The sequence below is a fragment of the Bradyrhizobium sp. AZCC 2230 genome (assembly GCF_036924495.1).
In the GTDB taxonomy this organism is placed as follows: domain Bacteria; phylum Pseudomonadota; class Alphaproteobacteria; order Rhizobiales; family Xanthobacteraceae; genus Bradyrhizobium; species Bradyrhizobium rifense.
Map to the genome: position 1 here is coordinate 7,959,566 of NZ_JAZHRS010000001.1, position 22,564 is coordinate 7,982,129.

Below are 22,564 nucleotides of genomic sequence, written 5' to 3' on the forward strand. Positions count from 1 at the left end.
TCTTTGTATACAAACGTACGCAATGGCTGTCAGCCTTGACCAGGGCCGACCGCGGGCAGAATGTCTCTAACTTCGTCGCAGCGGACGGACGGCATGGGCAGCAAATACGACGTGCTGGTGATCGGCGGCGGCAACGCGGCGCTGTGCGCGGCGATCGCGGCACGACGGGGCGGCGCGTCGGTGCTCGTGCTCGAAGGTGCGCCAAAGTTCTATCGCGGCGGCAACACCCGTCACACCCGCAACATGCGTTGCGCCCATGACGCCGCCACCGAAATCCTCACCGGCCCCTACACCGAAGAGGAGTTCTGGGAAGATTTGCTGCGCGTCACTGGTGGCCAGACCGACGAGGTGCTTGCCCGCCACATGATCCGCGAGTCCAAGGACATCCTGAACTGGATCGTGGAACAGGGCGTGCGCTGGCAGCCCTCGCTTGGTGGCACGCTGAGTCTGGGCCGGACCAACTCCTTTTTCCTCGGCGGCGGACGCGCGATGCTGAACGCGCTCTATCTCACTGCCGAGCGGCTCGGCGTCGACGTCGATTACGACGCCGAGGTCACCGACCTCGTGATCGAGGACGGCATGTTCCTCGCCGCGCGCCTGAAGCGGCCGATCAACGGCGAGACCGAGATCCGCGCGACCTCGCTGGTCGCCGCCGCCGGCGGGTTTGAGGCCAACATCGAATGGCTGAAGCAGTATTGGGGCGAGGCCGCCGATAATTTCCTGATCCGCGGCACGCCCTATAACCGCGGTTCGATTCTGAAGATGCTGCTCGACAAGGGCGTGCAGGAGGTCGGCGATCCCACCCAGTGCCACGCGGTCGCGATCGACGCCCGTGCACCGAAATTCGACGGCGGCATCATCACGCGACATGACTCCGTCGTGTTCGGCATCGTCGTCAACAAGCATTCGCAACGCTTCTACGATGAGGGCGAGGACATCTGGCCGAAGCGTTACGCGATCTGGGGCAGGCTGGTTGCGGCGCAGCCCGACCAGATCGCCTACATCATCTTCGACTCCACGGTCGTCACGAGCTTCATGCCGACGCTGTTCCCGCCGATTGCCGGGCAGACGATCGCCGAGCTCGCCGGCAAGCTGACGCTCGATCCGGTCGCGCTGGAAAAGACCATCACCGAGTTCAACGCCGCGGTGCAGCCCGGCACCTTCGACCACACCATTCTCGACGATTGCCGCACCGAAGGCATCACTCCGCAAAAGACGCATTGGGCGCGCAAGATCGAGACGCCACCTTATCTCGCCTATCCGGTGCGGCCGGGCATTACCTTCACCTATCTCGGCACGCGCGTGACCAAGGAGGCGCGGATGCTGATGGCGGACGGCAAGCCGTCGGCCAATATGTTCGCGGCCGGCGAGATCATGGCTGGCAACGTGCTCGGCAAGGGTTATGCCGCCGGCATGGGCATGACCATCGGCAGCGTGTTTGGGCGGATCGCAGGACGGGAAGCGGCGAAACATGCACGGAACTAGAATTTTGGACGAAGCCGACCGTCTGATGACGGTCTGCAATTCCTGCCGTTATTGCGAGGGTCTCTGCGCGGTGTTTCCCGCAATGGAAATGCGACGCGCCTTCTCCGACGGCGATCTCAACTATCTCGCCAACCTCTGCCATTCCTGCGGTGCCTGCTACGTCGATTGCCAGTTCTCGCCTCCGCATGAGTTCAACGTCAACGTTCCCCAAACGCTGGCGGTGGCGCGCGCCGAATCTTATGCCGCCTATGCCTGGCCGCAGGCGCTGTCCGGAGCCTTCGCACGCAATGGCCTCGTCATCAGCATCGTCACCGCACTCAGCATGGCCGCCTTCATCTTCGGCTTTGCGGCCCTCAACGATCGCGGCGTGCTGCTTGGCGTGCACACCGGTCCCGGCGCCTTCTACAAGCTGATGCCGCACAATGCGATGGCAGCGTTGTTCAGCGCTGCCTTTCTCTTTGCGATCCTCGCGCTGGTCATGAGCGTGCGCGCATTCTGGCGCGATATCGGCAGGCCGATCGGCGGACGCGCCGACGGCGGCTCGATCTTCCAGGCCATCCGCGACGCCGGCGAGCTGCGCTATCTCCATGGCGGGGGCGTGGGTTGCTACAACGAGGACGACAAGCCGACTGACCGGCGCAAGCTTTTCCATCATTTGACGTTCTACGGGTTCCTGCTGTGCTTTGCGGCAACCTCGGTCGCGACGCTGTACCACTATCTGCTCGGCCGCGAGGCGCCGTATCCGTGGTGGGATCTGCCGGTCGCGCTCGGCACGCTCGGCGGCATCGGCCTCGTTGTCGGCCCCATCGGACTGTTCGTCGCCAAATCGCGCCGCGCGCCTGAGCTGCTCGACGAGACCAGCTACGGCATGGATGTTGGTTTCATCGCCATGCTGTTCCTGACCGGGCTCACGGGAATGCTGCTTCTGCTCTTGCGCGAGACCGCCGCCATGGGCCCGCTGCTGGCGCTGCATCTCGGCGCGGTGTTCGCGCTGTTCATCACCATGCCCTATGGCAAGTTCGTGCACGGCATCTATCGCTTCGCGGCGCTGGTGCGTTACGCGCAGGAGCGGCGCAGCGAAGCCGGCTCTTGAGATTCAGGCAGTCTGGAAGCGTCCGCCGTGCAGAAACGCGATCGTCTGCTCGATCGCGACGCCGTGGCGCGGCAGTCCCGTATGGGATGCCTTGACGATGGTGTGGTCGACCATGCCGGCCAGCTTCGCGCTCGCAACCGAAACCCGTCCGTCGTTGGGGCGCGGCAGAATAAAGGCCGACGCGATCGGCGCGATGGTGCGGCATCCGGCGATGACACCAATAGCGTAATCGGGTGACGGCAGGTCGGTGAGCACCGGGTCCTGGGTGGTGGTCAGCTGCAAGCCGGCCGGGCCGAAAGCGGCGCGGTAGAGCGACAGGTCTTTCAAGAGATCTGCGACCTCGCTGCCGCCATTGGGCGTCCCCAGCATCACGACGCGGCCAAGCCGCGCCGGCCGGTATCGCGCGATGTAAACCCGCGCAAGCAGCCCGCCCATGGAATGGGCGACGAAGTGGACCGCGCCGTCGCATTGCTCGGCGAATGCGGCGATCGGCGCGTGGATCTCCTCCGCGAGTGCCTCGAGCGGCTTCTTGCGGCTGGAATAGTCGAGATTGAGCGTCGCGAAGCCGCGACGCTGTAGCGCTCGATCCAGCTTCTTCAGCGTCCAGGAGCCGACGCCGATGCCATGCAGCAGCACCACACCGTCGCACCGCGCTTGCGCTGGTGCGACGGCCGTGGGCTGCGTGTCACGCAACTTCGCGCTCCGACGCGGGCGTCGCCTGCTCGCGGGCCATCGTCGTTGCCGTGACGTAGTCGGTCTTGCCGGTGCCCAGCAGCGGCACCTTGTCGACCACCATGATCGTCGCGGGCACGGTCAGCTCGGAGGCGCCGATCGCCTTGGCCTGGGCCTGCATCGCGCTGCGCTCGGCATTCTTCTGCGTGGTCAGCAGCACGATGCGCTCGCCCTTGCGCTGGTCCGGGATCGACACGGCGACCGATGCGGCCTGCGGCCACAGCGTCGTTGCGACGCTCTCGACCGCCGACAGCGAGACCATTTCGCCTGCGATCTTGGCAAAGCGTTTGGCGCGGCCCTTGATGGTGATGAAGCCGGCCGGGTCGATCGCCACGATGTCGCCGGTGTCGTGCCAGCCCTCGGCGAGCGGTTCGAGCACGCCGGGATTTTCGGCCCGTAAGTAACCGAGCATCACGTTCGGTCCGCGCACCGAGAGGCGTCCGCCTTCCTCGATACCGGGGACCGGATCGAGGCGGCTTTCCATCAGCGGCGACAGGCGGCCGACGGTGCCGGGACGGTTGGCCATCGGCGTGTTCATCGCCAGCACCGGCGCCGTCTCGGTGACGCCATAGCCTTCGAGGATGCGGATGCCGTAGCGCTCCATGAACACCTGCCGCGTGCGGTCCTTGACCGCTTCGGCGCCGGCGATCACCAGCCGCAGGGTGCGGAAGTCGTAGGCGTGTGCCGAACGCGCGTAGCCGGTGAGGAACGTGTCGGTGCCGAACAGGATCGTGGCGCCGGTCTGATAGATCAATTCGGGCACGATGCGGTAGTGCAGCGGCGAGGGGTACATGTAGATCGGAATGCCCGCGAGGATGGGCATCATCATGCCGCCGGTCAGCCCGAAGGAGTGGAACACCGGCAGCACGTTGAACACCTTGTCATTGGCGTTGGCGTCGACCCGCGCCAGTGCCTGTGCCGCGTTGGCGAGGATGTTGCGGTGGGACAGCACCACGCCCTTGGGCGTGCCTTCCGAGCCCGAGGTGAACAGCACGACGGCCGGGTCGTTGGCCTGGCGGGCGACGCGCGGTGCGGTGCCGGCGAGCAGGCCCTTGATCTTGTCGGCGGTGCCGATCGAGGCGCGGACGTCCTCGAGATAGACGACGCGCGCCTCCGCGGAGATCGCTGCCATCAGCTTGTCGAGCTTGCCCTTCTCGATAAACGCCTTTGAGGTCAGCACGGTCTTGACCTGCGCAGCCTTCATGGCGGCGAGGACATTGACCGGGCCGGCCGAGAAGTTGAGCATCGCCGGAACCCGGCCGATGCTCTGCAGCGCCATGAAGACGACGGCGACGCCCGCCGAGTTCGGCAGCAGCACGCCGAGATTTTCGCCGGCCGAGGTGCCGGCTTCGAGCTTGCGGCTCAGGACCTGCGCGCCGAGGATCAGCTTGCGATAGGTCAGCTTGGTGCCGAGCGCGTCCTCGACGATGACCTTGCCGGTGTCGCGGTCGCGATAGGCGTGTCCGAGCGCCTCGAACAGCGTGTGGTCGAGCATGGCGTTCTTGACCATCGCATCGATCATGACGTCCTGGAGCGCGGCGCCCGCAGCATTGCGGCGTGCCTTGCCCTTCAGCGCCGGATCGACCGGAAGCTTGACCGGCGGCAGGATCGTCACCGTCACCCGCGGAAACCACGAGCGCTTGATCTGGCTGGAGTTGAGGTAGCTGAGATGCGAACGCTGGGCGCCCTCGATGCGAACCGGCACGACCACGGCGTCGGCCTTGTCGGCAATCATCGCGGTACCGTCATAGACCTTCATCAGCGAGCCGGAGACGGTGATGCGTCCTTCCGGAAAGATGACGACCGGTTCGCCGGCGGCGACGAGCTTGATCAGGTCGCGTGCGGCCAGCGGCTTGCTCGGGTCCATGGTGTAGTGCTTGACCACGCGCAGGAACGGCTTGGCCCACCACGCCTTGGAGATGCCGGTATCGACTGCGAAGCTCGCGTCGATCGGCAGCACGGCGTGCAGCAGCGGGCCGTCGATCAGGCTCACATGATTGGGCGCGATCAGCATGCGCGTGCCGGCAGGCGGCAGGTTCTCGAGCCCGCGCACCTCGGTGCGGAACAGCGCGCGGAACAAGAGCCCGCCGAAATCACGCACGCCTTCCTTGCCCCATTTCGTCAGCACGAACCACACCGCGCCGAAGCTCGCGACACCCAGGCCGAGGAAGATCCAGCCGACATGCAATCCGCCCGCCTGCAGCAGCGCGACGAACAGCGAGCCGGCCACCATGAAGGCGGCCTGGAGCACGTTGCCGGCGGCGATGATGCGGGCGCGCTCGTTCGGAGCCGACCAGGCCTGCACGGCTGCGAAGGACGGAACGACGAACAAGCCGCCGCCGAACGCGAAGACGACGAAGTCGATCAGCATGCGCAGGCCTGCAAACGAGGTTGCGAAATCGACCGCCGCGATGTCGTTGCCCTTGACCGTGACGCCGATGGCCCATGCGAGGTCGATGCCGGCAAATCCCATCATGATGGCGCCAATCGGCACCAGCGCGAGGTTCGGGCGAACGTGGCTCAGGCTGGCCGCAAACAGCGAGCCGATCGCAATGCCGATCGCGAAGATCGCCAGACACAGCGTCACCACGCCTTCGCTGCCACCGACGACGTCCTTGACCAGCGCCGGCAGCAGCGACAGCACGATCGCGCCAACCAGCCAGAACCAGGAGACGATCACCGTGCCGTCCCACAGCCGGTGGTCGGCATGCAGTGTCTTGAGCAGGCTGAGCGTCGAGGTCCAGGGATTGGCATCGACGGGCAGATCGGGCGCGGAGGGCGTCGTTTGCGGAATGCGGGAGGCAAAGGCCCACGACAACAGCGCCAGCACGACCACGGCCGATGCGACCCAGCCCATATGGGCGGAGCCGGCCACGAACTGGCCGCCCGCGACGGTGCCGAGCAGGATGGCCATGAAGGTCGCGCCTTCGACCAGCGCGTTGCCGGTCGCGAGCTCACCGAGCTCGAGCTGGTCCGGCAGCATGGAGTATTTTACGGGACCGAACAGGGCGGCGATGATGCCGAACAGCGCCAGCGCCGTGAACAGCAGCGGCACCGAGTGCAGGAAGAAGCCCGCGGCGGCGAAGGCCGCAGCGAATATCTCTGCGAATTTCAGCCGCCTTGCGACGACCGACTTGACGTATTTGTCGGCGAGCTGGCCACCGAGCCCGGACAGGATGAAATAGGGGAAGATGAAGACGGCGCCTGCCACCGTCACCAGCGCATCGCCGTGGCCGGTCGCAGCGCTGTAAAGCAGGATGATGACGAGTGCGTTCTTGAGCACGTTGTCATTGAGCGCCGAGAAGAATTGCGCCCAGAACAGCGGCGCAAAGCGGCGTGACGACATCAAATCCCTGATCATGACGAGTCCTGTTGTGGAAAATCAGCCTGAGGTTGTTGCGTTGTCGGTGAAACGTCACGACCGAAAGGGTGTGGGAGGAACGATTGCAGGGTGACGACGGTCACCGGCCTGCTCTGTCCCCTCGGTCCCTCCGATCCTGTTGGTCTCCAAGTGGTCTTGTTAGGTTCGCAAATATCCGGTCGCGGCCGCAGTTTCGTGCGGAAATGCCGCGCTTAGGGGATATCGCTCCTCGCCGATAAGAAAAAGCTGAACGGCATCTCTGACATCTGCGGAATCGGCCACGAATGTCCGGACATAGTAAGTCCTTTGTTGCGGCCGGTCCTCGCATTCGAGTGGACTCGCATGCGCGTAGGCCTCTCCTCAGGTGAGGTGAGCGAGATGGCGAAAGGGGTTGAAGCGGCCGAGCAGGCTGAAGCGGCTGCGCTCGCGGCGGGCACGGGCGCGGCTGGTCCGCCACATCCGGAAGGTCGCGCGGCGCTCGGCGAGTACGCCGGCAATGTCGCAGGCATTTGCGATCCGATCGACCGGGGCCATGACGACCCGCAGCAGGGCTCGGCCGAAGCCGCTCAAGAGGGCCGCGGCGTCATCGACGAAGGTGGAGGCGATATCAACAACGAGGGTTTGCATTTTGCAGGTCTCCGGGTTAATTTGAACAATGTTCACGTGAGTAGCTTGAAAATGAACAATGTTCAAGAAGAATCGCTGCGGGACCAGAAAAAAAATCGACGGCGTCTCCAGATCCTGGAGATCGCCCGCAGCATTATCGCGACTAAGGGATTGAGATCGTTGAAGGTTCGGGACGTAGCCGAGGCCGCCGGCTGCTCGGTCGGCAGCGTCTATAACGAGTTCGGTGACTTCGACGGGGTGATCCTGACGGTCAACCGGGAGACGGTTCAGGCGCTGACGGAGCGGCTGGGCGAGGTTCCGGCTGAGGATCCGGTCCGCCAGCTCTATGGTTTGGCCGAGACCTATCTCGAATTCTTCGCCGAAAACGCCAATCTGCTGCGCTCGCTGTTCGAGCATCGGATGGAGGACGACCGCCCTTATCCCGACGACATTCTTCAGATGGTGATGGACGCCTTCGCGTTGATGCATCCGCCTCTGGTGCGTGTGCTACCGGATGCGGACGACGTGAAGATCGCACTGCTGTCGCGCACGCTGTTCTCCGCGGTGCATGGGATCATCTCGCTCGGCCTCGAAGAACGCATGATCGCCGTTCCGCCGCAGATGCTGCGCCAGCAGGTCACGCAGTTCCTGGACGCGCATCTCCTGGGGCTCGGGATCTTGCCGGCGCGATAATTGCGACGGTCACGCGCGGGCAGCCTCGCGCGGCCGGGCTGCGACGAGAACGACGTCCGGTCTTCCGTTGTCGACCTGAACGCGGTTGCGTCCCTTTTCTTTGGCGCGGTAGCAGGCCGCATCGGCCTGGCGCATCGCCTCTTCGAGCGTGGTGTTGGCATCGGCAATGCAGGCAACGCCGATGCTGGCGGTTATCGCAAAGCATTGATCGTCCCAGGCGAAGTTGAACAGCTCGAGCGACCGCCGCAGCCGCTCGGCGATGTCGACGGCTTCGTAAGGCGTACATCGCGGCAGGATCAGTCCGAATTCGTCGCCGCCGAGCCGTGCGACCAGATCGTGCGCCCGCCGGTCCTGCTGGAGCAGGCCCGCGACCTGACACAGCAGCCGATCGCCGGCGAGATGGCCGCAACTGTCGTTGACGCTCTTGAACTGGTCGAGGTCGAGCAGGATCAGGCTGAGCGAGTTATCGCCGCGACCATCGAGCTCGCTCTGCAGGCGCGCCTCGAAGGCCCGCCGGTTGGCGATGCCGGTCAACCAGTCATGCGAGGCCTGAAAGGCGAGGCGCTCCTTCTCGGCATGCAGAGCATCCTCGAACGCCTGCCGCTGCAGCACCAGTCGCCGCGTGTGCCAGACCAGGAGCAGGATCAGGGTCGCGGCCGTGGCGATGTTGAGCCATGTCAGCGTCAGCTTGATAGCGCGGGAGCCTTCGCCCAGCACGGTCGAGAACCGCTCGGCATGCCCCGTGAACTGCCTGTTCAGCTCCGAAAGCCGCGACGACAGGAATTGCAGGCGGTCGTTGTCCCCGACGGGACCGTCTCTTAGTTCACTCTTGATGACTTCGCCGAAGACGCTGAGCTCCAGCAGCATCGGATCGGTGGCAGCCCACTCCCGGATCGCTTCGCGGAGGAAGCTGACCTGGTTGAAATAGCGAAACAGCCAGATCAAGCCGGGAACGTCATCGGGATGGTTGCCGCCTTGCAGGAAGCCGATGCGCGCGAGCTCGACGTCGACCGGATCTCCTTCGAGGGCCCATCTTGCATATTCGTCGCCGATCGGGACGGCGAGCGAGGCCTGGTATTGCGCGAATTGGCCGGCTTTGCCCGAATGCAGATAGCGATTGAGGAAATAGACGGCGTTCTTCTGCGAGCGCGACCACATCGCCTCGCCCGCGACATAGGCGCGAACCGAAGACATCACCTCCAAGCTGAATCCCGCGATCGCCGCCTGAAGCACGACGACCATGACGAAAGGCGAGACGAGCTTGATGACGTGAAGGAAGCTGCGCTCCTTCGCCGACGTTGCTGTTCTGCGAAACAATTTGCGTTCCCCAAATCGCTCAACGACCCCAGAGCGTCGGCTGATAACGCGGATTACGCGAGAACGCTGCTTAACTCGACCTGAAAGAGCCGAGAGATTGTCTCGCACGGTGAAAGCGCTGTGAAATGGATGCGCGCAGATCGTTGCAAATGCCGCTGAGCCGGAACTCGCGCGCCGATGCAGCGAATCCGACGCTTGCGATTTACTCGATTGAGAGAATTTGGATCGGGACTAGACCAGCACCGGCTTGCGCACGCGGCCGGCATCGCCGAACACGCGCAGGTAACGCTCGATCTCCGAGGGCATGCCGGTCGCCTTCTCCGGATTGTCGGACAGCTTGACGGCGGGATGTCCGTCGACCGACGACACCTTGCAGACCAGCGAGATGGGATCGAGATCGAACGAGCCGTCCGGCGCGCAGCCGACGAAGTCGTTGGTGAGGTTGGTGCCCCAGCCGAACGAGAGCCGCGAGCGGCCGGAGAAGTGGTGATAGGTCTCCTCGATCGAGCCGACATCCATCGCGTCGGAGAACACGAGCAGCTTGTCCTTGGGATTGCGGCCCATCTTTTCCCACCAGGCGATGATCTCCTCGCCGGCCTGGATCGGCGGCGCGCTGTCGGGGCGGAAGCCGGTCCAGTCGGCGACCCATTCCGGTGCATCGCGCAGGAAAACCTTGGTGCCGAACGCGTCCGGCAGCGCGATCAGCAGATTGCCGCCATAGGTTTGGCGCCACTGGTCGAGGATGCGATAGGGCGCCCAGCGCAACTCCTCGTCGTCCTTGGCAAGCGCGGCCGCGACCATCGGCAGCTCATGCGCGTTGGTGCCGATCGCTTCGAGATCGTTGTCCATCGCGAGCAGCACGTTGGAGGTGCCGATGAAGGACGGACCCAAGCCTTCCTTCACGGCCTCCACGCACCAGCGCTGCCAGAGGAAGCCGTGGCGGCGGCGCGTGCCGAAGTCGGACAGCCGCAAATTCTCGAGCTTGCGCAGCCGTTCCACCTTGGTCCACAGCTTGGCCTTGGCACGGGCGAACAGCACGTCGAGCTCGAAGCGGCCGCGCCCCTTCATGGCCGCGCGCGAGCGCAATTCGTTGAGGATGGCGAGTGCCGGAATCTCCCACATCGTGGTGTGGGTCCAGGGTCCGTGGAAATGCAGCTCGTACTGGCCTTCGACCTTGCGCAGCTCGTATTCGGGAAGGCGGAATTCGGCGAGCCAGCGGATGAAGTCCGCCGAGAACATGTGGGTCTTGCCGTAGAAGGTGTTGCCGGCGAGCCAGATCAGCTCCTTCTTGGTGAAGCGGATGGTGCGGGCGTGGTCGAGCTGGGCGCGCAGCTCGCCCTCGTCGATGATCTCGGCAAGCCGCACATGGCGCGAGCGGTTGATGACCGAGAAGGTCACCTGCTGACTCGGGTATGCTTCCCGAATCATCTGTAACATCAATAGCTTATAGAAGTCGGTATCAAGCAGGCTGCGGATGATGGGATCCAGCCGCCAGCTGTGATTGTAGGTCCGGCTCGCAATATCGGTCACTGTCATGGCCGAATTCTAGCGTGGCCGCCCGCGCGCAACCAGTGGGTTTGGCGAGGGGCTGGTTTTCGTGGGAGGAGGTGGGGCCCACGCTCAGGCGCCGACGGCCGTTGCAGCCACGGATTCCAGTTGCGTGCGGATCCAGCGATGCGCCGGGTCCTTCTGATAACGCTGGTGCCAGACCATGAACATCGGCAGCTCGGCCAGCGTGCGTGTGCGCGAGGCCAGCGGAATTGGCGCATGCGCGAAGCTGCGCATCACGCCGGAGGCCAGCAGGCTCGGCATGCTCGCCAGCATCTGCGTCCCGTACAGGAACGACGGCACGCCGGAGAAGCTCGGCACGGAGATGGCGACGTCGCGGTGAAAGCCGTTCGCGGCAAGCCGGCGGTCGAAGTCGAGCCGTTCGTTGTCGGTATAGACCACGGTGATGTGGCGCGCGGCGAGATAGGCGCTGCGACTGGAGGGAGCGGCGCGCGTCTTGGCATCGTAATAGCAGACGTAATGATCGCTCAGCAGCCGCTTCTGCACGATGTCGATGCCGGACGGCGGCAGCGGCGTGATCAGCAGGTCGCAGCGATTCTCGCGCAGCATGGCAGGCGAGGGCGACTGCGACGGGATTACGCGCAGATTGAGGTTCTTCACCTGCGCGGCGACATGTCCGAAGAAGCGCGGCAGCAGCAAGTCGCGCTGGAAGTCATTCGCAGCGATGGTCAGTGAAAGCTGCGCGCTCGCCGGTTCGAACGTGACACCGCCCGCGAAGCTGCGCATCTCGTCGATCAGCGCCCGCGCTTTTGCGGCCAGCGCCTGGGCATGGGCGGTCGCGACAATGCCGCGGCCGGACTTGGCGAACAGCGGATCGCCGGCGATCCGCCGCAACTTGTTCAGCGCGTGGCTGACGGCCGATTGCGTCAGGCCGAGCCGGGTTGCGGCGGCCGTCACCGAACCTTCCTCCAGCACGGCGAGGAACAGTTCGAGGGCGTGGCCGTCGAGCGCCAAATGATCGATTTTTTTCATGCAATATATTATAATCGATCTATTTATCTGCGGAATAGGCCGGCCCATGATCTCCGGATAAGCCGTGCGCCCGGACCGAGGCGCTACAGGGAGAGACAACGCCGATGAATGCCCAGGCGCCAGCCTTCAGGGATCCCCGCCTCAACAGCCCCGAGCCGTTCACCCCGCGTGACGGCGGCTTCTTCCAGCGCGACCGCGACATCCATCCGCCGGCCTACGCGCCCGGCTACAAATCCTCGGTGCTGCGCTCGCCGCGCCAGGCGCTGCTGTCGATCGAGAGCTCGGTCTCGGAGATCACGGGTCCGGTGTTCGGCCACAACGATCTCGGCCCGCTCGACAACGATCTGATCCGCAACTACGCCAAGGACGGCGATCCCGTCGGGGAGCGCATCATCGTCCACGGCCGCGTGCTGGACGAGACCGGCCGCGGCGTGCCGAACACGTTGGTCGAATTCTGGCAGGCCAATGCCGGCGGCCGCTACCGGCACAGGAAGGACGCGTATCTGGCGCCGATCGATCCGAATTTCGGCGGCTGCGGACGCGCGCTGACCGATGACACCGGCTACTATCATTTCCGCACCGTGAAGCCGGGCCCCTATCCCTGGCGCAACTTCGTCAATAGCTGGCGTCCCGCCCACATCCACTTCTCGGTGTTCGGCTCGGGCTTTGCGCAGCGGCTGATCACGCAGATGTACTTTGAGGGTGATCCCCTGATCCCGGTCTGCCCGATCCTGACGACGATCCCGGACAAGGACGCGCTTGATCGCCTGGTGGCGCCGCTCGACCTCAACGCCTCGACTCCGTTCGACTCGCTCGCCTACCGCTTCGACATCGTGCTGCGCGGCCAGCGCTCCACCTATTTCGAAAACCGTCCCGAAGGGAACTGAGCCAATGCCGCAGCCGCTCAACTATCTCAAGGAGACCGCCTCGCAGACCGCCGGACCCTATGTCCATATCGGCCTGATCCCGGCCATGGCCGGCTTCGACATTTTCGAGAAGAATTTTTCCAACGTGCTGGTGACGCCGAACACCCAGGGCGAGCGCATCACGCTGGAAGGCAAGGTGATCGACGGCAGCGGCACGGTGCTGCGCGACGTGCTGCTCGAGATCTGGCAGGCCAATGCGGCCGGCCGCTACAATCATCCCGCCGATCGCTCGGCCGGCGCCTTGGACGAGGATTTCCGCGGCTGGGGCCGCGGCGGTTCGGATTTCGAGAGTGGGCTCGTCACCTTTGAGACCATCAAGCCGGGCGCCGTCATCGACAAGGCAGGGCGCAAATGCGCGCCACACGTCAACATCTGGACTGTCGCGCGCGGTATCAATATCGGGCTCAACACGCGGCTGTATTTCTCCGACGAAGAAGCCGTCAACGCCGTCGATCCCGTGCTCAATCTGGTCGAGCCGCCGCTGCGTCGCAAGACACTGATCGCGACCCGCAGCGAGCGTGCCGGCAACGCTGTTTATTCCTTCACGATCAATTTGCAGGGGCCGGACGAGACGGTGTTCTTCGACGTCTGACGATCCGCGGGCCGTCCCGCCGGATTATTCCAGCCGGTCGCTTCGATTCACCGTCCCGCGCGCGATGAATTGCGGCGGTTGCTGACGCATCTCGCGCGATCCCGGCCGTTCCGCCGGATCGCGCCCCACTCTCGGCTTCAGTTCCGCCAGGTCGACGAAGATGTCCGCCTGCCGGCGCAGTTCGTCGGCGATCATCGGCGGCTGGCTGGCCAGCGTGGAGATGACGGTCACCCGGACGCCGCGGCGTTGCACGGCTTCCACCAGCGAACGAAAATCCCCATCGCCCGAGAACAACACGATCTGATCGACGTGCTCGGCGAGTTCCATCGCCGTCACGGCGAGGTCTACATCCATGCTGCCCTTCACCTTGCGGCGGCCGGTGGTAGCGTCGACGAACTCCTTGGTGAGCTTGGTGACGACGGTGTACCCGTTATAGTCGAGCCAATCGATCAATGGGCGGATCGACGAGTATTCCTGATCTTCGATGATGGTCGTGTAGTAGAAGGCCCGCAGCACCACGCCTCGGTTGCGAAACTCGCTGAGCAGACGCCTGTAATCGATGTCGAAGCCGAGTGCCTTGGAGGTGGCATAGAGATTGGAGCCATCGATGAAGAGTGCGATCTTCTCAAACGAAGACATTATGCACGGAGCTCCAGTTTCGCTTGGAAGCCGGCAGTTTCGACCGCGAAGGCTCGATATGTCGGCCGGGAAACACGATGGTCGCCGATGGCCTTCTGAAAAAGCAGCGCAGACGACCGGACAGGGGGTGGCCGTCTTGCGCCAAGGTTAGGGAGGTCCCATGCCGCCAGCGCCAAAGAGCGCGAAGGCGCCGAATGCAGCCACGATAAGGCGTTGGCATTCCCGGCTCAATCGTACGGAGGTAAACAAATCTTATCAAAAGGGTTGGTCGCTCTATACGAAGGTAAGTAGAAGCGCCGGGAATGGCGGCGGGCCCGGTCCGAATTGGCCTGATCCCGGTTATGGCCGCCTTCGATTTTCGAGCGACGAGCGCGCCGTCAAGGTCGTGTAGTCCTTCGCGATCAACTTGCAGGAGCCGGAGGAGGTCGTCTTCCTCGACGTTTGCTTCAGGTGATCAGGAATGAGCCGGCCGCATCCGATGATGAGGCCGGCTTTCTTGTCGTGGAGGAGCCTGCACCGCCGAGTTCCGTCGGCGACGCGCCAGCTAAAATCCTGTCGGTCCAACTGCTCCGACCCAGCGCTTGACCTTGGTGGGATCCTTTTCGTCCATATAGAAGAAATGGACCATCGTTGGTCTCACGGCTGCGATGTTGGGGTCGTCGAAGCGCATCGCGACCTTGCCGTGGAAGATCTTGAGCTCGGGACTATCCCAGAACTCGACGACGTCGTGGAGCGCCGTCAAGCCGCGGTCGATGAATTGCCGCAGATTGCTGCGGATCGCTTCGCGACCGTGCCAATCGGCGACACCGAGATTGCAAACCGCATCTTCGGCGAAACAGTCAAAGCCCTTGCCGAAGGTCTTGTCGTCGATTTCCTTCCACATCGCGAGCAGCCATGCCGGCGGGGCGGTCTTGGTGAAAGTCTTCGTGGTCATGGTCTCTCCTCGAGGCTGGACAGCGGCAACATAACCGGGCACGCTATGGCGCAAATGCCAAAGACCCCTCGTTTCTCGCCAAGCTCCATGTCGCGCGCCACGCGGAACTCCGCGCGCGTGATCGAAGTGCTGGCTTATCCATCGGTGCAGCTGCTCGACGTCACGGGACCGCTCCAGGTGTTCGCGACGGCCAACGAGCAGGTCGTGGAGGCGGGTGGTACGCCCCCCTATGCGCTTCGCGTGGTGGCGAAAGATCGCGCGCGTGTGACGGCGTCCTCAGGATTGGAGATTGCAACGGAGCCGCTGCCGCGCGCCGGCAGCGGGCTCGACACGCTGGTGGTTGCGGGAGGCCCGGGCGTTGATGCCGCCGCCTCCGATCCGGTGCTGCTGAGCTGGCTGCGACAGCGCATGAAGAAAGCGCGGCGTGTGGCGTCGGTCTGCACCGGCGCATTTCTGCTCGGTGCATCCGGCGCGCTCGACGGGCGTCGTGCGGTGACCCATTGGTCGTATTGCGCAGAGCTCGCGCAGCGTTTCCCCACCGTGCGCGTCGAGCCCGATCCGATCTTCGTGCGCGACGGCACGATCTGGACCTCGGCGGGCGTGACTGCCGGCATCGATCTGGCGCTGGCCCTGGTGGAGGAGGATCTCGGCCGCACCACCGCGCTTGCCGTGGCGCGTTATCTCGTCGTCTTCCTCAAGCGGCCGGGCGGGCAGGCGCAGTTCAGCGAGGCGCTGTCGCTGCAATCCGCCGAAGATGAATTCGGCGCGCTGCACCAATGGATCAGCAAGCATCTCGCCGGCGATCTCTCTCTGCCCAGACTGGCGCGTGAGGCCGGTATGAGCGAGCGCAGTTTCAGCCGGCATTATGCCAGAGCCACCGGCCTGACGCCGCTGCGCGCGATCGAGCGGCTGCGGGTGGAGGCTGCGCGGCGGATGCTGTCGGAAACGCGCCTGCCGGTGAAGCGGATATCCCAGCGCTGCGGCTTCGGGTCGGAAGAGACCATGCGTCGCAGTTTTTTGCGCGTGCTGGCCACCGCGCCGCAGGACTATCGCCGGAGATTCGGCGCGTAGATCCGATTGAGCATGGTTGAATGGGGGCCGGTTGACCCGGCCCCCATCCGTTACTCCACGATCGCAGTCACGACACCCGCGCCGACGGTACGGTTGCCTTCACGGATCGCGAAGCGCGACCGCTCTTCGAGCGCGATCGCCTTGTTGAGCTCGATCGTGAGCTCGGCGCTGTCGCCCGGCATCACCATCTCGACGCCGTCGTCGAACTGGACGGTGCCGGTGACGTCGGCCGTACGGAAGTAGAACTGCGGACGATAGTTCTTGAAGAAAGGCGTATGCCGCCCGCCTTCGTCCTTCGTCAGCACGTACACCTCCGCCCGGAACGCCTTGTGCGGCTTCGCGGCACCTGGTCGCGAGAGCACCTGGCCCCGCTGCACCGCCTCCCGGTCGATCCCGCGCAGCAGGCAGCCGACATTGTCGCCGGCCTGCCCCTGTTCGAGGATCTTCCGGTAGGTCTCGATGCCCGTCACCACCGACTTGCGCGTCTCGCCGAGGCCGACGATCTCGACCTCGTCGCCGAGCTTGACGGTGCCGCGCTCGATCAGCCCGGTCACGACGGTGCCGCGGCCGGAGATCGACTGGACGCCCTCGATCGGCATCAGGAACGGACGATCCTTCGGCCGATCGGGCACCTCGATGAATGTATCGAGTGCCTCGAACAGCTTCAGGATGGCCTGGTCCGCGAGCGGACCGGTCTCGCCGCGCAGCGCCTGGATGGCCGAGCCGCGAATGACCGGCGCGTTGTCCCCGTCGTAGCTGTACTTCGACAGGAGATCGCGCACCTCGATCTCGACGAGATCGATGAGCTCCGGATCGTCGGCGACATCGCACTTGTTCAGGAACACCACAAGGCGCGGCACGCCGACCTGGCGCGCGAGCAGGATATGCTCGCGCGTCTGGGGCATCGGTCCGTCCGCAGCAGAGACGACCAGGATCGCGCCGTCCATCTGCGCCGCGCCCGTGATCATGTTCTTCACATAATCGGCGTGGCCTGGACAGTCGACGTGCGAGTAGTGCCGGGCCGCCGTCGAAAATTCGACGTGGCTCGTCGCGATCGTCAGGATCTTGGAATCGTCACGCGTGCCTTGCGCAGCCGATGCCTTGGCGACGTCCTGATAGGAGACGAACGCGCCCCAGCCGTAGTCGGCCGAGACCTTCGTCAGCGCCGCCGTCAGCGTCGTCTTGCCATGGTCCACATGGCCGATCGTGCCCACGTTGCAGTTGGGCTTGAGGCGAGTGAACTTCTCTTTGGACATAGGACACCTGTGGTGCTCGAGCTCCCGTGCTGGATTTGCACGACTCGGGGCACCGCGAGAGCTCGTTCGGCACCCGGAGCCGTATCCGCTCCGGGCCGCTTCGATTGTCAGGTGTGACGTTCGTTCAGGCGCAAAGCAGATCCACGGCGGACGAGGGCATTAGCCCTCCCGTCATCATCAGCACTGATGCTTGCTGTGACTGCCGCATTGTCGGTTGCCTGATTACAAAGTGAGGCGCGTACATAAGGGATGGCCGCGCCGTTTGCAAGAGGGCGCGAGCCGGCGGGCTATTCGCCGCCATGCAGCTGCTCCCGAAACGCGCGCGGCGACAGGCCCGTAGCAGCCGCGTAGACCCGGCTGAAATAGGCGGGGTCCTCGAAGCCGAGCGCGTACGCAATCGTCGAGATCGGCAGATTTGTATAGACGAGGTTGCGGCGTGCCTCGCGGATCAGCCGGTTCAGGATCAGGTGCGAGGCGGTGTCGCCGGTGGCCGCGCGCGTGACGCGGTTGAGATGGGTCGGCGTGATCGCCAGCGCGTTCGCGTAGTCCGCAACGGTCCAGCGCTCCAGATGATGCTGTTCGAGCAGGGCTTCGAAGCGGCGGAACAGATTTGATTCAGAGCTGCTGCCGGTGCCGCTCTCGCCGGTCAGCGCGCGTGCCACGAGACCGATCATGGCGGCCGACAACGAACGCAGCACATGCGCGCGGCCGAAATCGCGCGCGGCGTGCTCGGCAAAGATCTGCTTCATCGTCGCGCGGATCTGCGGCGTGCCGCGAACCACGGCCGATCGTGACAGCACGCCCCGCAGGCCTTCGGCGGCGAGCAGTGCCTCGTCCAGGATTTCCGCAGCGATGGTCAGCACCCAGCCCTGGGTCTCCGGCACGAAGCGGAAGCCGTGGACATGGCCGACCGGCACGTTGACGATCTGCATCGGCTTCAGCGGCACGACGCGTCCATCGAGCGTCGCTTCGCCGCCGCCGCGCTCGATCAGCAGCACCTGGTGCAGCCGGGCGTGGCGGTGCACGGCGAGCGTCCAGTCGTGCAGCACCGAGCGCGACGCAATCGTCTCGCAATGGACGACGTCCGGCAGATCGCCGGCCTCGCCGAACAGATTGTAGACCCGGATCGCCGGGGCGGGGGCTGCGGTTCTCATGTTCGAATAGTACAAGACAATGGCGAAACCCTCCATCGGTCCAGGCCGCAGAATCTGCAAAAAAGTGCCGACGGGAGGACGGAAAAATGAAAGTTCAGGTTTGCATCATCGGCGGCGGGCCGTCCGGGCTGCTGCTGTCCCAGCTCCTGCACCTGAAGGGCATCGACACCGTCGTGCTGGAGAAATACAGCCGCGAGCACGTGCTGGCCCGCATCCGCGCCGGCGTGCTCGAGCACGGTTTTGCCCGGCTGATGCGCGAGGCGCAATGCGGCGAGCGGATGGACCGCGAGGGTGAGATCCACAACGGCTTCGAGATCGCCCATGACGGCGCGCTCTCCCATATCGATCTGCACAAGCATTCCGGCGGCAATTCGGTGCTGGTCTACGGCCAGACCGAGCTGACGCGCGACCTCTATGAGGCGCGCGACCGGCTCGGCGGCAAGGTCGTGCACAATGCCGAGGACGTGATGCCGCATGATCTGACCTCCGACCGGCCCTATGTGACATATCGATTGAACGGCGAGACGGTCCGCGTCGACTGCGACTACATCGTCGGCGCCGACGGATTTCACGGCGTGAGCCGCAAGTCGATCCCGAACGATGTGCTGCGTGAGTACGAGAAGATTTATCCGTTCGGCTGGTTAGGGGTGCTGTCGCGCACGAAACCAGTGTCGCCGGAGCTCATCTACGTGAAGCATGCGCGCGGCTTTGCGCTCTGCTCGCTGCGCTCACAGGTGCTGAGCCGCTATTACGTCCAGGTGCCGCTGACTGACAAGGTCGAGGATTGGTCGGACGATGCGTTCTGGGAGGAGCTGAAGCGTCGCCTTCCCGATGAGGGCGCCGACCGTTTGATCACCGGCCCCTCGATCGAAAAGAGCATCGCCCCCTTGCGGAGCTTCGTCGCCGAGCCGATGAGCTATGGCCGCCTGTTCCTCGCCGGCGATGCAGCCCACATCGTGCCGCCGACCGGCGCGCGCGGGCTGAACAGTGCCGCCTCCGACATCTATTATCTCTACCACGCCATGCTCGCGCACTATCAGGATGGCGACGATTCCGGGCTGAAGGGCTACTCCGCCAAGGCATTGGCGCGGATCTGGAAGGCGCAACGCTTCTCGTGGTGGATGACGATGATGCTGCACCGTTTCCCGGATCGTTCCGAGTATGAAGACCGGCTCCAGCAGACCGAGCTGGAGTATCTGCTCTCGTCCGAGACGGCGCAGCGGTTGCTCGCGGAGAACTATGTGGGGCTGCCGTTCTAGGCTCCCCCGGCGGACGGCAAGGTCCGCCGCTACTTCCCTTCCAGCGTATTTACCGGTGTCCAGTCGGCCGGCGGTGGATGCGCCGCGAGTGTCCGCGCACGCCTGGCAAAATATCGGCACGGCGGATCGTCGCCGGCAGCGCTTTCGAACAGCTCGGCCGCCTTGGCGAAGTCGCGCGCACGCCAGCATGCAAGTCCCCTGGCATAAGTCGCCGCGCGGATGCCCTGCTCCTGCGTCTCCTTGTTCATGTCGGCAAGCGGCTCGTACACAATAATTGGCTCGTCGCGTCCCTGCACTCGGACCGTGTCCAGCTCGCGCCAAGTGTATGCATTGCGGCTTTGGCTCACTGTCATTTCCGAGGCCATGATCGTCGTGCCAAAATATTTATTGGCGCCTTCAAGCCGCGAGGCGAGGTTCACGGTATCGCTCATGACGGTGTAGTTGAAGCGACGGCGTGAGCCGATATTGCCGACCACCGCTTCGCCGCTGTTCAACCCGATGCGGTGGGCGAGGCCGCGGCCGCGGAAAGCGGGGTGGTTTTCGTTGAGTTCCTCGAGCCGGTCGCGGCATTGTAGGGCGGCGGCGACCGCGTTGCGTGCGTGATCGGGATCGTCGGCCGGGGCGCCGAACATCGCGACAATGGAATCGCCGATATATTTGTCGACATAGCCGCCATGGCTTTCGATGATGTCGGTCATGGCGGAGAGATAGTCGTTCATCAATGCGACCAGCTCGCCCGGCGTCATCTTCTCGGCAATCGAGGAGAAGCCGCTGAGGTCGGAGAAGAACATGGTGATGTTGCGCATCTCGCCGCCGAGCACCGGCATCTTGCCGGATGCGACCATGCCGTCGATCACCTCGGGCGCGAGGTAGAACGCAAAGCTCTGGCGCAGGAAGCGCTCCTCACGGTCGGCGATCACGAAGCGGTAGCCGATCATCAACGCGAGCGCTGAGAGGCCAGCGAGCACGGGTTCGGTCAGGGGCAGTGCGATGGCATGCGTGAATGTGCCGACGGCGACAGCCGCGTAGGCGACAGCGAGTCCAAGCCAGGTGATCGCCGCACCGGTCGGAGCGAGCAGGCAGGCGGCAGCGACAATGATCGCGGTGAACACAATCGTCAGGATCGTCCGGAGCGGGAAGCCCAGCTCGGTGACGGCGTCATGCTCAAGCAGATTTCGCACGACCGTGGCGTGGACGAAGACGCCGGCAACCGCGCTGAGGGCTTGTTGCGCGGTGCTCGCAGGCGCGGGCAGGGCGCATCGCGACCCCGGTGTCCCGTCATATCCGCCGGCCAGGCGCATCGAGGTGAGCTTGCGGTCATCGAAATTGAGGATGCTGCCGAGCAGCACGATCTTGCCGTCGAAGGCGCGGCGGAAGAAGTCGGTGTCACCCTTCTCGACGCAGGCGCGCAAATCGGCGAAGGAATAGGCGGGGACGTCGCGGCCCATGCCGCGGAAGTTGAGCGTGAGCGTGTTGGGGACTGCGCTCGGGATCGCGTAGCCGGAGAAATTCGTCACGCCAGTCGGCCCGGTCTCGGGCTTGGCACTGAGCGCGCGCGCCGCGAGTTCGACGGCCATTGCAGGCACCGGTTGGCCGTCGATGGAAAAGCTCAGTGGCATTCGCCGGATCACGTCATCGTCGTCGGTATACACGTTGAGCGCGCGGATGTTGTTCCTGACCGCCAGTTGCTGCGCGCGGTCTGGCCTGTCCGGATGGTCGTTGCTGAGAATCTCGCCGAGCACGAGCTTGCCGCTGTCGGAGAGCTTCCGCAGCGCGATGAGATAGTCCCTGTCAAATCCCTTCACGCGGCTGCCGAACGACGTGTCGCCAAAGGGGATTTCCGACTGCTCGATCAAGTTCTTGAAGATGACGTCAAATCCGACCACCTTGGCGCCGCCCTCGGTGATGCTGCCGAGCACCCGGCCGATCTCGCGTGTCCAGGTCTGGGTCGGCGATCCCTTGAAGGGCGGGGTCTCGTAGGTCTCGCCGTCGATGGCCACGACGACGACCGGCGATGCCGCGGGATCGCGGCGGTCGCCGATCAGCTTCCAGCGCAAGGCTGTGAGGATGTCGAGCGAGAGACCTTGCAGGTTCTGCAACGGCGGAGACGTGAAAGCTGCGCCCGTAACGAGCGCAATCAGGATCGCCGCAACGATGTCTTGTCTGCCGATCCGTCGCATCGTTGCTGTCGCAGGCCGTTTATTCGAGCCGCAGCAGACGGCCGACGATCGGCGTCGGCGACGAGGTCGCGCCGGCGTCGACCTGGAAGGCGTAGCGCTTGGCGCCGAGCTTCGCGAGATAGCTGCCGCCCGGCGTCAGCGACTTGCCGGCTTTCGAGAGGTCAAAGAATTTTCCGGCGACCATGATGTCGCTCTTGAGCGGGAGGCTGATCGTGGGCTCCTTGCCGTCGGTGCGCTCGATCACCAGCGTGCTGCCGCTCTTGGCCTGAATCAGCGGGGCTGTGCCGTAGATCGTCGGCAGCTTGGCGGGGGTGCTGCCGGCGTCGGCTCGCATGGTGCGGAACGTGGTCGCCGCGCTCTGGTTCGCCTCGCGCTCGGAGAGCTGCGCGGCGTTGGCGTCGCAGGGCACCTTGGCGCGCTGGACGTTGCCGAGCTGCACGGTGCTTTGCTCGGCGCCGACCAGCACGACGCCTTCGGTGATGGTCTCGCGCAGGCAGGATTTGAGGTAGCTGAGCGTGATGCCGGCCTTGGGGCCGAGCTTGATGATCTTGCCGGGCGCCACGTAGTCCATGAATTCGATGCCGTCGACCTTGCCCTGCACGTCCTCGACGATGGCGGCGGGCGTCTCGGCAACGGCGGGAGCCGCAAGGCAAAATACGCCGGCGATGGCGCCGATCAGGCTTCTCATGACTTTTTCATCCAGTTCGAACGATATCCGACTGATC

18 protein-coding genes are annotated in these 22,564 nt (G+C 64.5%); 7 read left to right on the plus strand and 11 right to left on the minus strand.

Annotated elements, in window-relative coordinates; genetic code table 11:
• The first annotated feature begins 93 nt into the window (after positions 1–93).
• Positions 94–1,485: an FAD-dependent tricarballylate dehydrogenase TcuA gene (gene tcuA, locus V1280_RS37935; RefSeq protein ID WP_334535720.1), complete on the plus strand. Its 1,392-nt coding sequence runs from the start codon at positions 94–96 to the stop codon at positions 1,483–1,485.
• The gene (gene tcuB, locus V1280_RS37940; RefSeq protein ID WP_334535721.1) at positions 1,472–2,578 is read left to right on the plus strand and encodes a tricarballylate utilization 4Fe-4S protein TcuB; all 1,107 of its coding nucleotides are present in this window, start codon (positions 1,472–1,474) and stop codon (positions 2,576–2,578) included. The genes tcuA and tcuB overlap by 14 nt, the downstream gene beginning before the upstream one ends.
• A 3-nt stretch (positions 2,579–2,581) precedes the next feature.
• On the opposite strand, the gene V1280_RS37945 is transcribed toward tcuB, so the two are convergent.
• Both V1280_RS37945 and V1280_RS37950 read right to left on the minus strand, forming a co-directional pair.
• The gene (locus V1280_RS37945) at positions 2,582–3,271 is read right to left on the minus strand and encodes an esterase/lipase family protein (RefSeq protein ID WP_334535722.1); all 690 of its coding nucleotides are present in this window, start codon (positions 3,269–3,271) and stop codon (positions 2,582–2,584) included.
• Positions 3,264–6,671 (minus strand): acyl-[ACP]--phospholipid O-acyltransferase, encoded by a 3,408-nt coding sequence (locus V1280_RS37950; RefSeq protein ID WP_334535723.1) that lies wholly within the window; start codon positions 6,669–6,671, stop codon positions 3,264–3,266. The genes V1280_RS37945 and V1280_RS37950 overlap by 8 nt, the downstream gene beginning before the upstream one ends.
• Before the next feature lie 678 nt (positions 6,672–7,349).
• Between V1280_RS37950 and V1280_RS37955 the strand changes: the two genes are divergently transcribed.
• Positions 7,350–7,970, plus strand: coding sequence for a TetR/AcrR family transcriptional regulator (locus tag V1280_RS37955; RefSeq protein WP_334538509.1), 621 nt, complete (start codon positions 7,350–7,352; stop codon positions 7,968–7,970).
• Positions 7,971–7,979: 9 nt separating this feature from the next.
• Here V1280_RS37955 and V1280_RS37960 read toward each other — a convergent pair whose 3' ends face one another.
• From V1280_RS37960 to V1280_RS37970, 3 genes are all read right to left on the minus strand, one after another.
• Positions 7,980–9,287: a GGDEF domain-containing protein gene (locus V1280_RS37960; protein WP_334535724.1), complete on the minus strand. Its 1,308-nt coding sequence runs from the start codon at positions 9,285–9,287 to the stop codon at positions 7,980–7,982.
• A gap of 231 nt (positions 9,288–9,518) precedes the next feature.
• The gene (pncB, locus tag V1280_RS37965) at positions 9,519–10,823 is read right to left on the minus strand and encodes a nicotinate phosphoribosyltransferase (RefSeq protein WP_334535725.1); all 1,305 of its coding nucleotides are present in this window, start codon (positions 10,821–10,823) and stop codon (positions 9,519–9,521) included.
• 84 nt (positions 10,824–10,907) lie between these two features.
• Complete coding sequence (locus V1280_RS37970; RefSeq protein WP_334535726.1) at positions 10,908–11,828, minus strand: LysR family transcriptional regulator; 921 nt, start codon at positions 11,826–11,828, stop codon at positions 10,908–10,910.
• A 104-nt stretch (positions 11,829–11,932) separates the two neighbouring features.
• On the opposite strand from V1280_RS37970, the gene pcaH reads away from it, so the two are divergent.
• Positions 11,933–12,715 (plus strand): protocatechuate 3,4-dioxygenase subunit beta, encoded by a 783-nt coding sequence (pcaH, locus tag V1280_RS37975; RefSeq protein WP_334535727.1) that lies wholly within the window; start codon positions 11,933–11,935, stop codon positions 12,713–12,715.
• Positions 12,716–12,719: 4 nt separating this feature from the next.
• A complete protein-coding gene (gene pcaG, locus V1280_RS37980) occupies positions 12,720–13,346 on the plus strand; it encodes a protocatechuate 3,4-dioxygenase subunit alpha (protein WP_334535728.1) in 627 nt (208 codons plus the stop codon).
• Positions 13,347–13,370: 24 nt separating this feature from the next.
• Here the strand turns inward: pcaG and V1280_RS37985 are convergent, their stop codons facing one another.
• Both V1280_RS37985 and V1280_RS37990 read right to left on the minus strand, forming a co-directional pair.
• Positions 13,371–13,985, minus strand: a complete 615-nt coding sequence (locus V1280_RS37985; protein WP_334535729.1) for a LabA-like NYN domain-containing protein — start codon at positions 13,983–13,985, stop codon at positions 13,371–13,373.
• Positions 13,986–14,529: 544 nt separating this feature from the next.
• A complete protein-coding gene (locus V1280_RS37990; RefSeq protein WP_334535730.1) occupies positions 14,530–14,919 on the minus strand; it encodes a nuclear transport factor 2 family protein in 390 nt (129 codons plus the stop codon).
• Between the two features lie 87 nt (positions 14,920–15,006).
• Between V1280_RS37990 and V1280_RS37995 the strand changes: the two genes are divergently transcribed.
• On the plus strand, positions 15,007–15,990 hold the full coding sequence (locus V1280_RS37995; RefSeq protein ID WP_442895187.1) for a GlxA family transcriptional regulator: 984 nt from the start codon (positions 15,007–15,009) through the stop codon (positions 15,988–15,990).
• A 50-nt stretch (positions 15,991–16,040) separates the two neighbouring features.
• Here the strand turns inward: V1280_RS37995 and tuf are convergent, their stop codons facing one another.
• Both tuf and V1280_RS38005 read right to left on the minus strand, forming a co-directional pair.
• Positions 16,041–17,246, minus strand: coding sequence for an elongation factor Tu (gene tuf, locus V1280_RS38000; protein WP_334535732.1), 1,206 nt, complete (start codon positions 17,244–17,246; stop codon positions 16,041–16,043).
• A gap of 287 nt (positions 17,247–17,533) precedes the next feature.
• Positions 17,534–18,436: a helix-turn-helix domain-containing protein gene (locus tag V1280_RS38005; RefSeq protein WP_334535733.1), complete on the minus strand. Its 903-nt coding sequence runs from the start codon at positions 18,434–18,436 to the stop codon at positions 17,534–17,536.
• Positions 18,437–18,486: 50 nt separating this feature from the next.
• Between V1280_RS38005 and pobA the strand changes: the two genes are divergently transcribed.
• Positions 18,487–19,659 carry a 4-hydroxybenzoate 3-monooxygenase gene (gene pobA, locus V1280_RS38010; RefSeq protein WP_334535734.1) on the plus strand — a complete coding sequence of 391 codons (1,173 nt, stop codon included), beginning with the start codon at positions 18,487–18,489 and terminating at the stop codon, positions 19,657–19,659.
• 29 nt (positions 19,660–19,688) lie between these two features.
• On the opposite strand, the gene V1280_RS38015 is transcribed toward pobA, so the two are convergent.
• Positions 19,689–21,839 (minus strand): adenylate/guanylate cyclase domain-containing protein, encoded by a 2,151-nt coding sequence (locus V1280_RS38015; protein WP_334535735.1) that lies wholly within the window; start codon positions 21,837–21,839, stop codon positions 19,689–19,691.
• A 19-nt stretch (positions 21,840–21,858) separates the two neighbouring features.
• A complete protein-coding gene (locus tag V1280_RS38020) occupies positions 21,859–22,527 on the minus strand; it encodes a hypothetical protein (RefSeq protein WP_334535736.1) in 669 nt (222 codons plus the stop codon).
• Between the last annotated feature and the right edge of the window lie 37 nt (positions 22,528–22,564).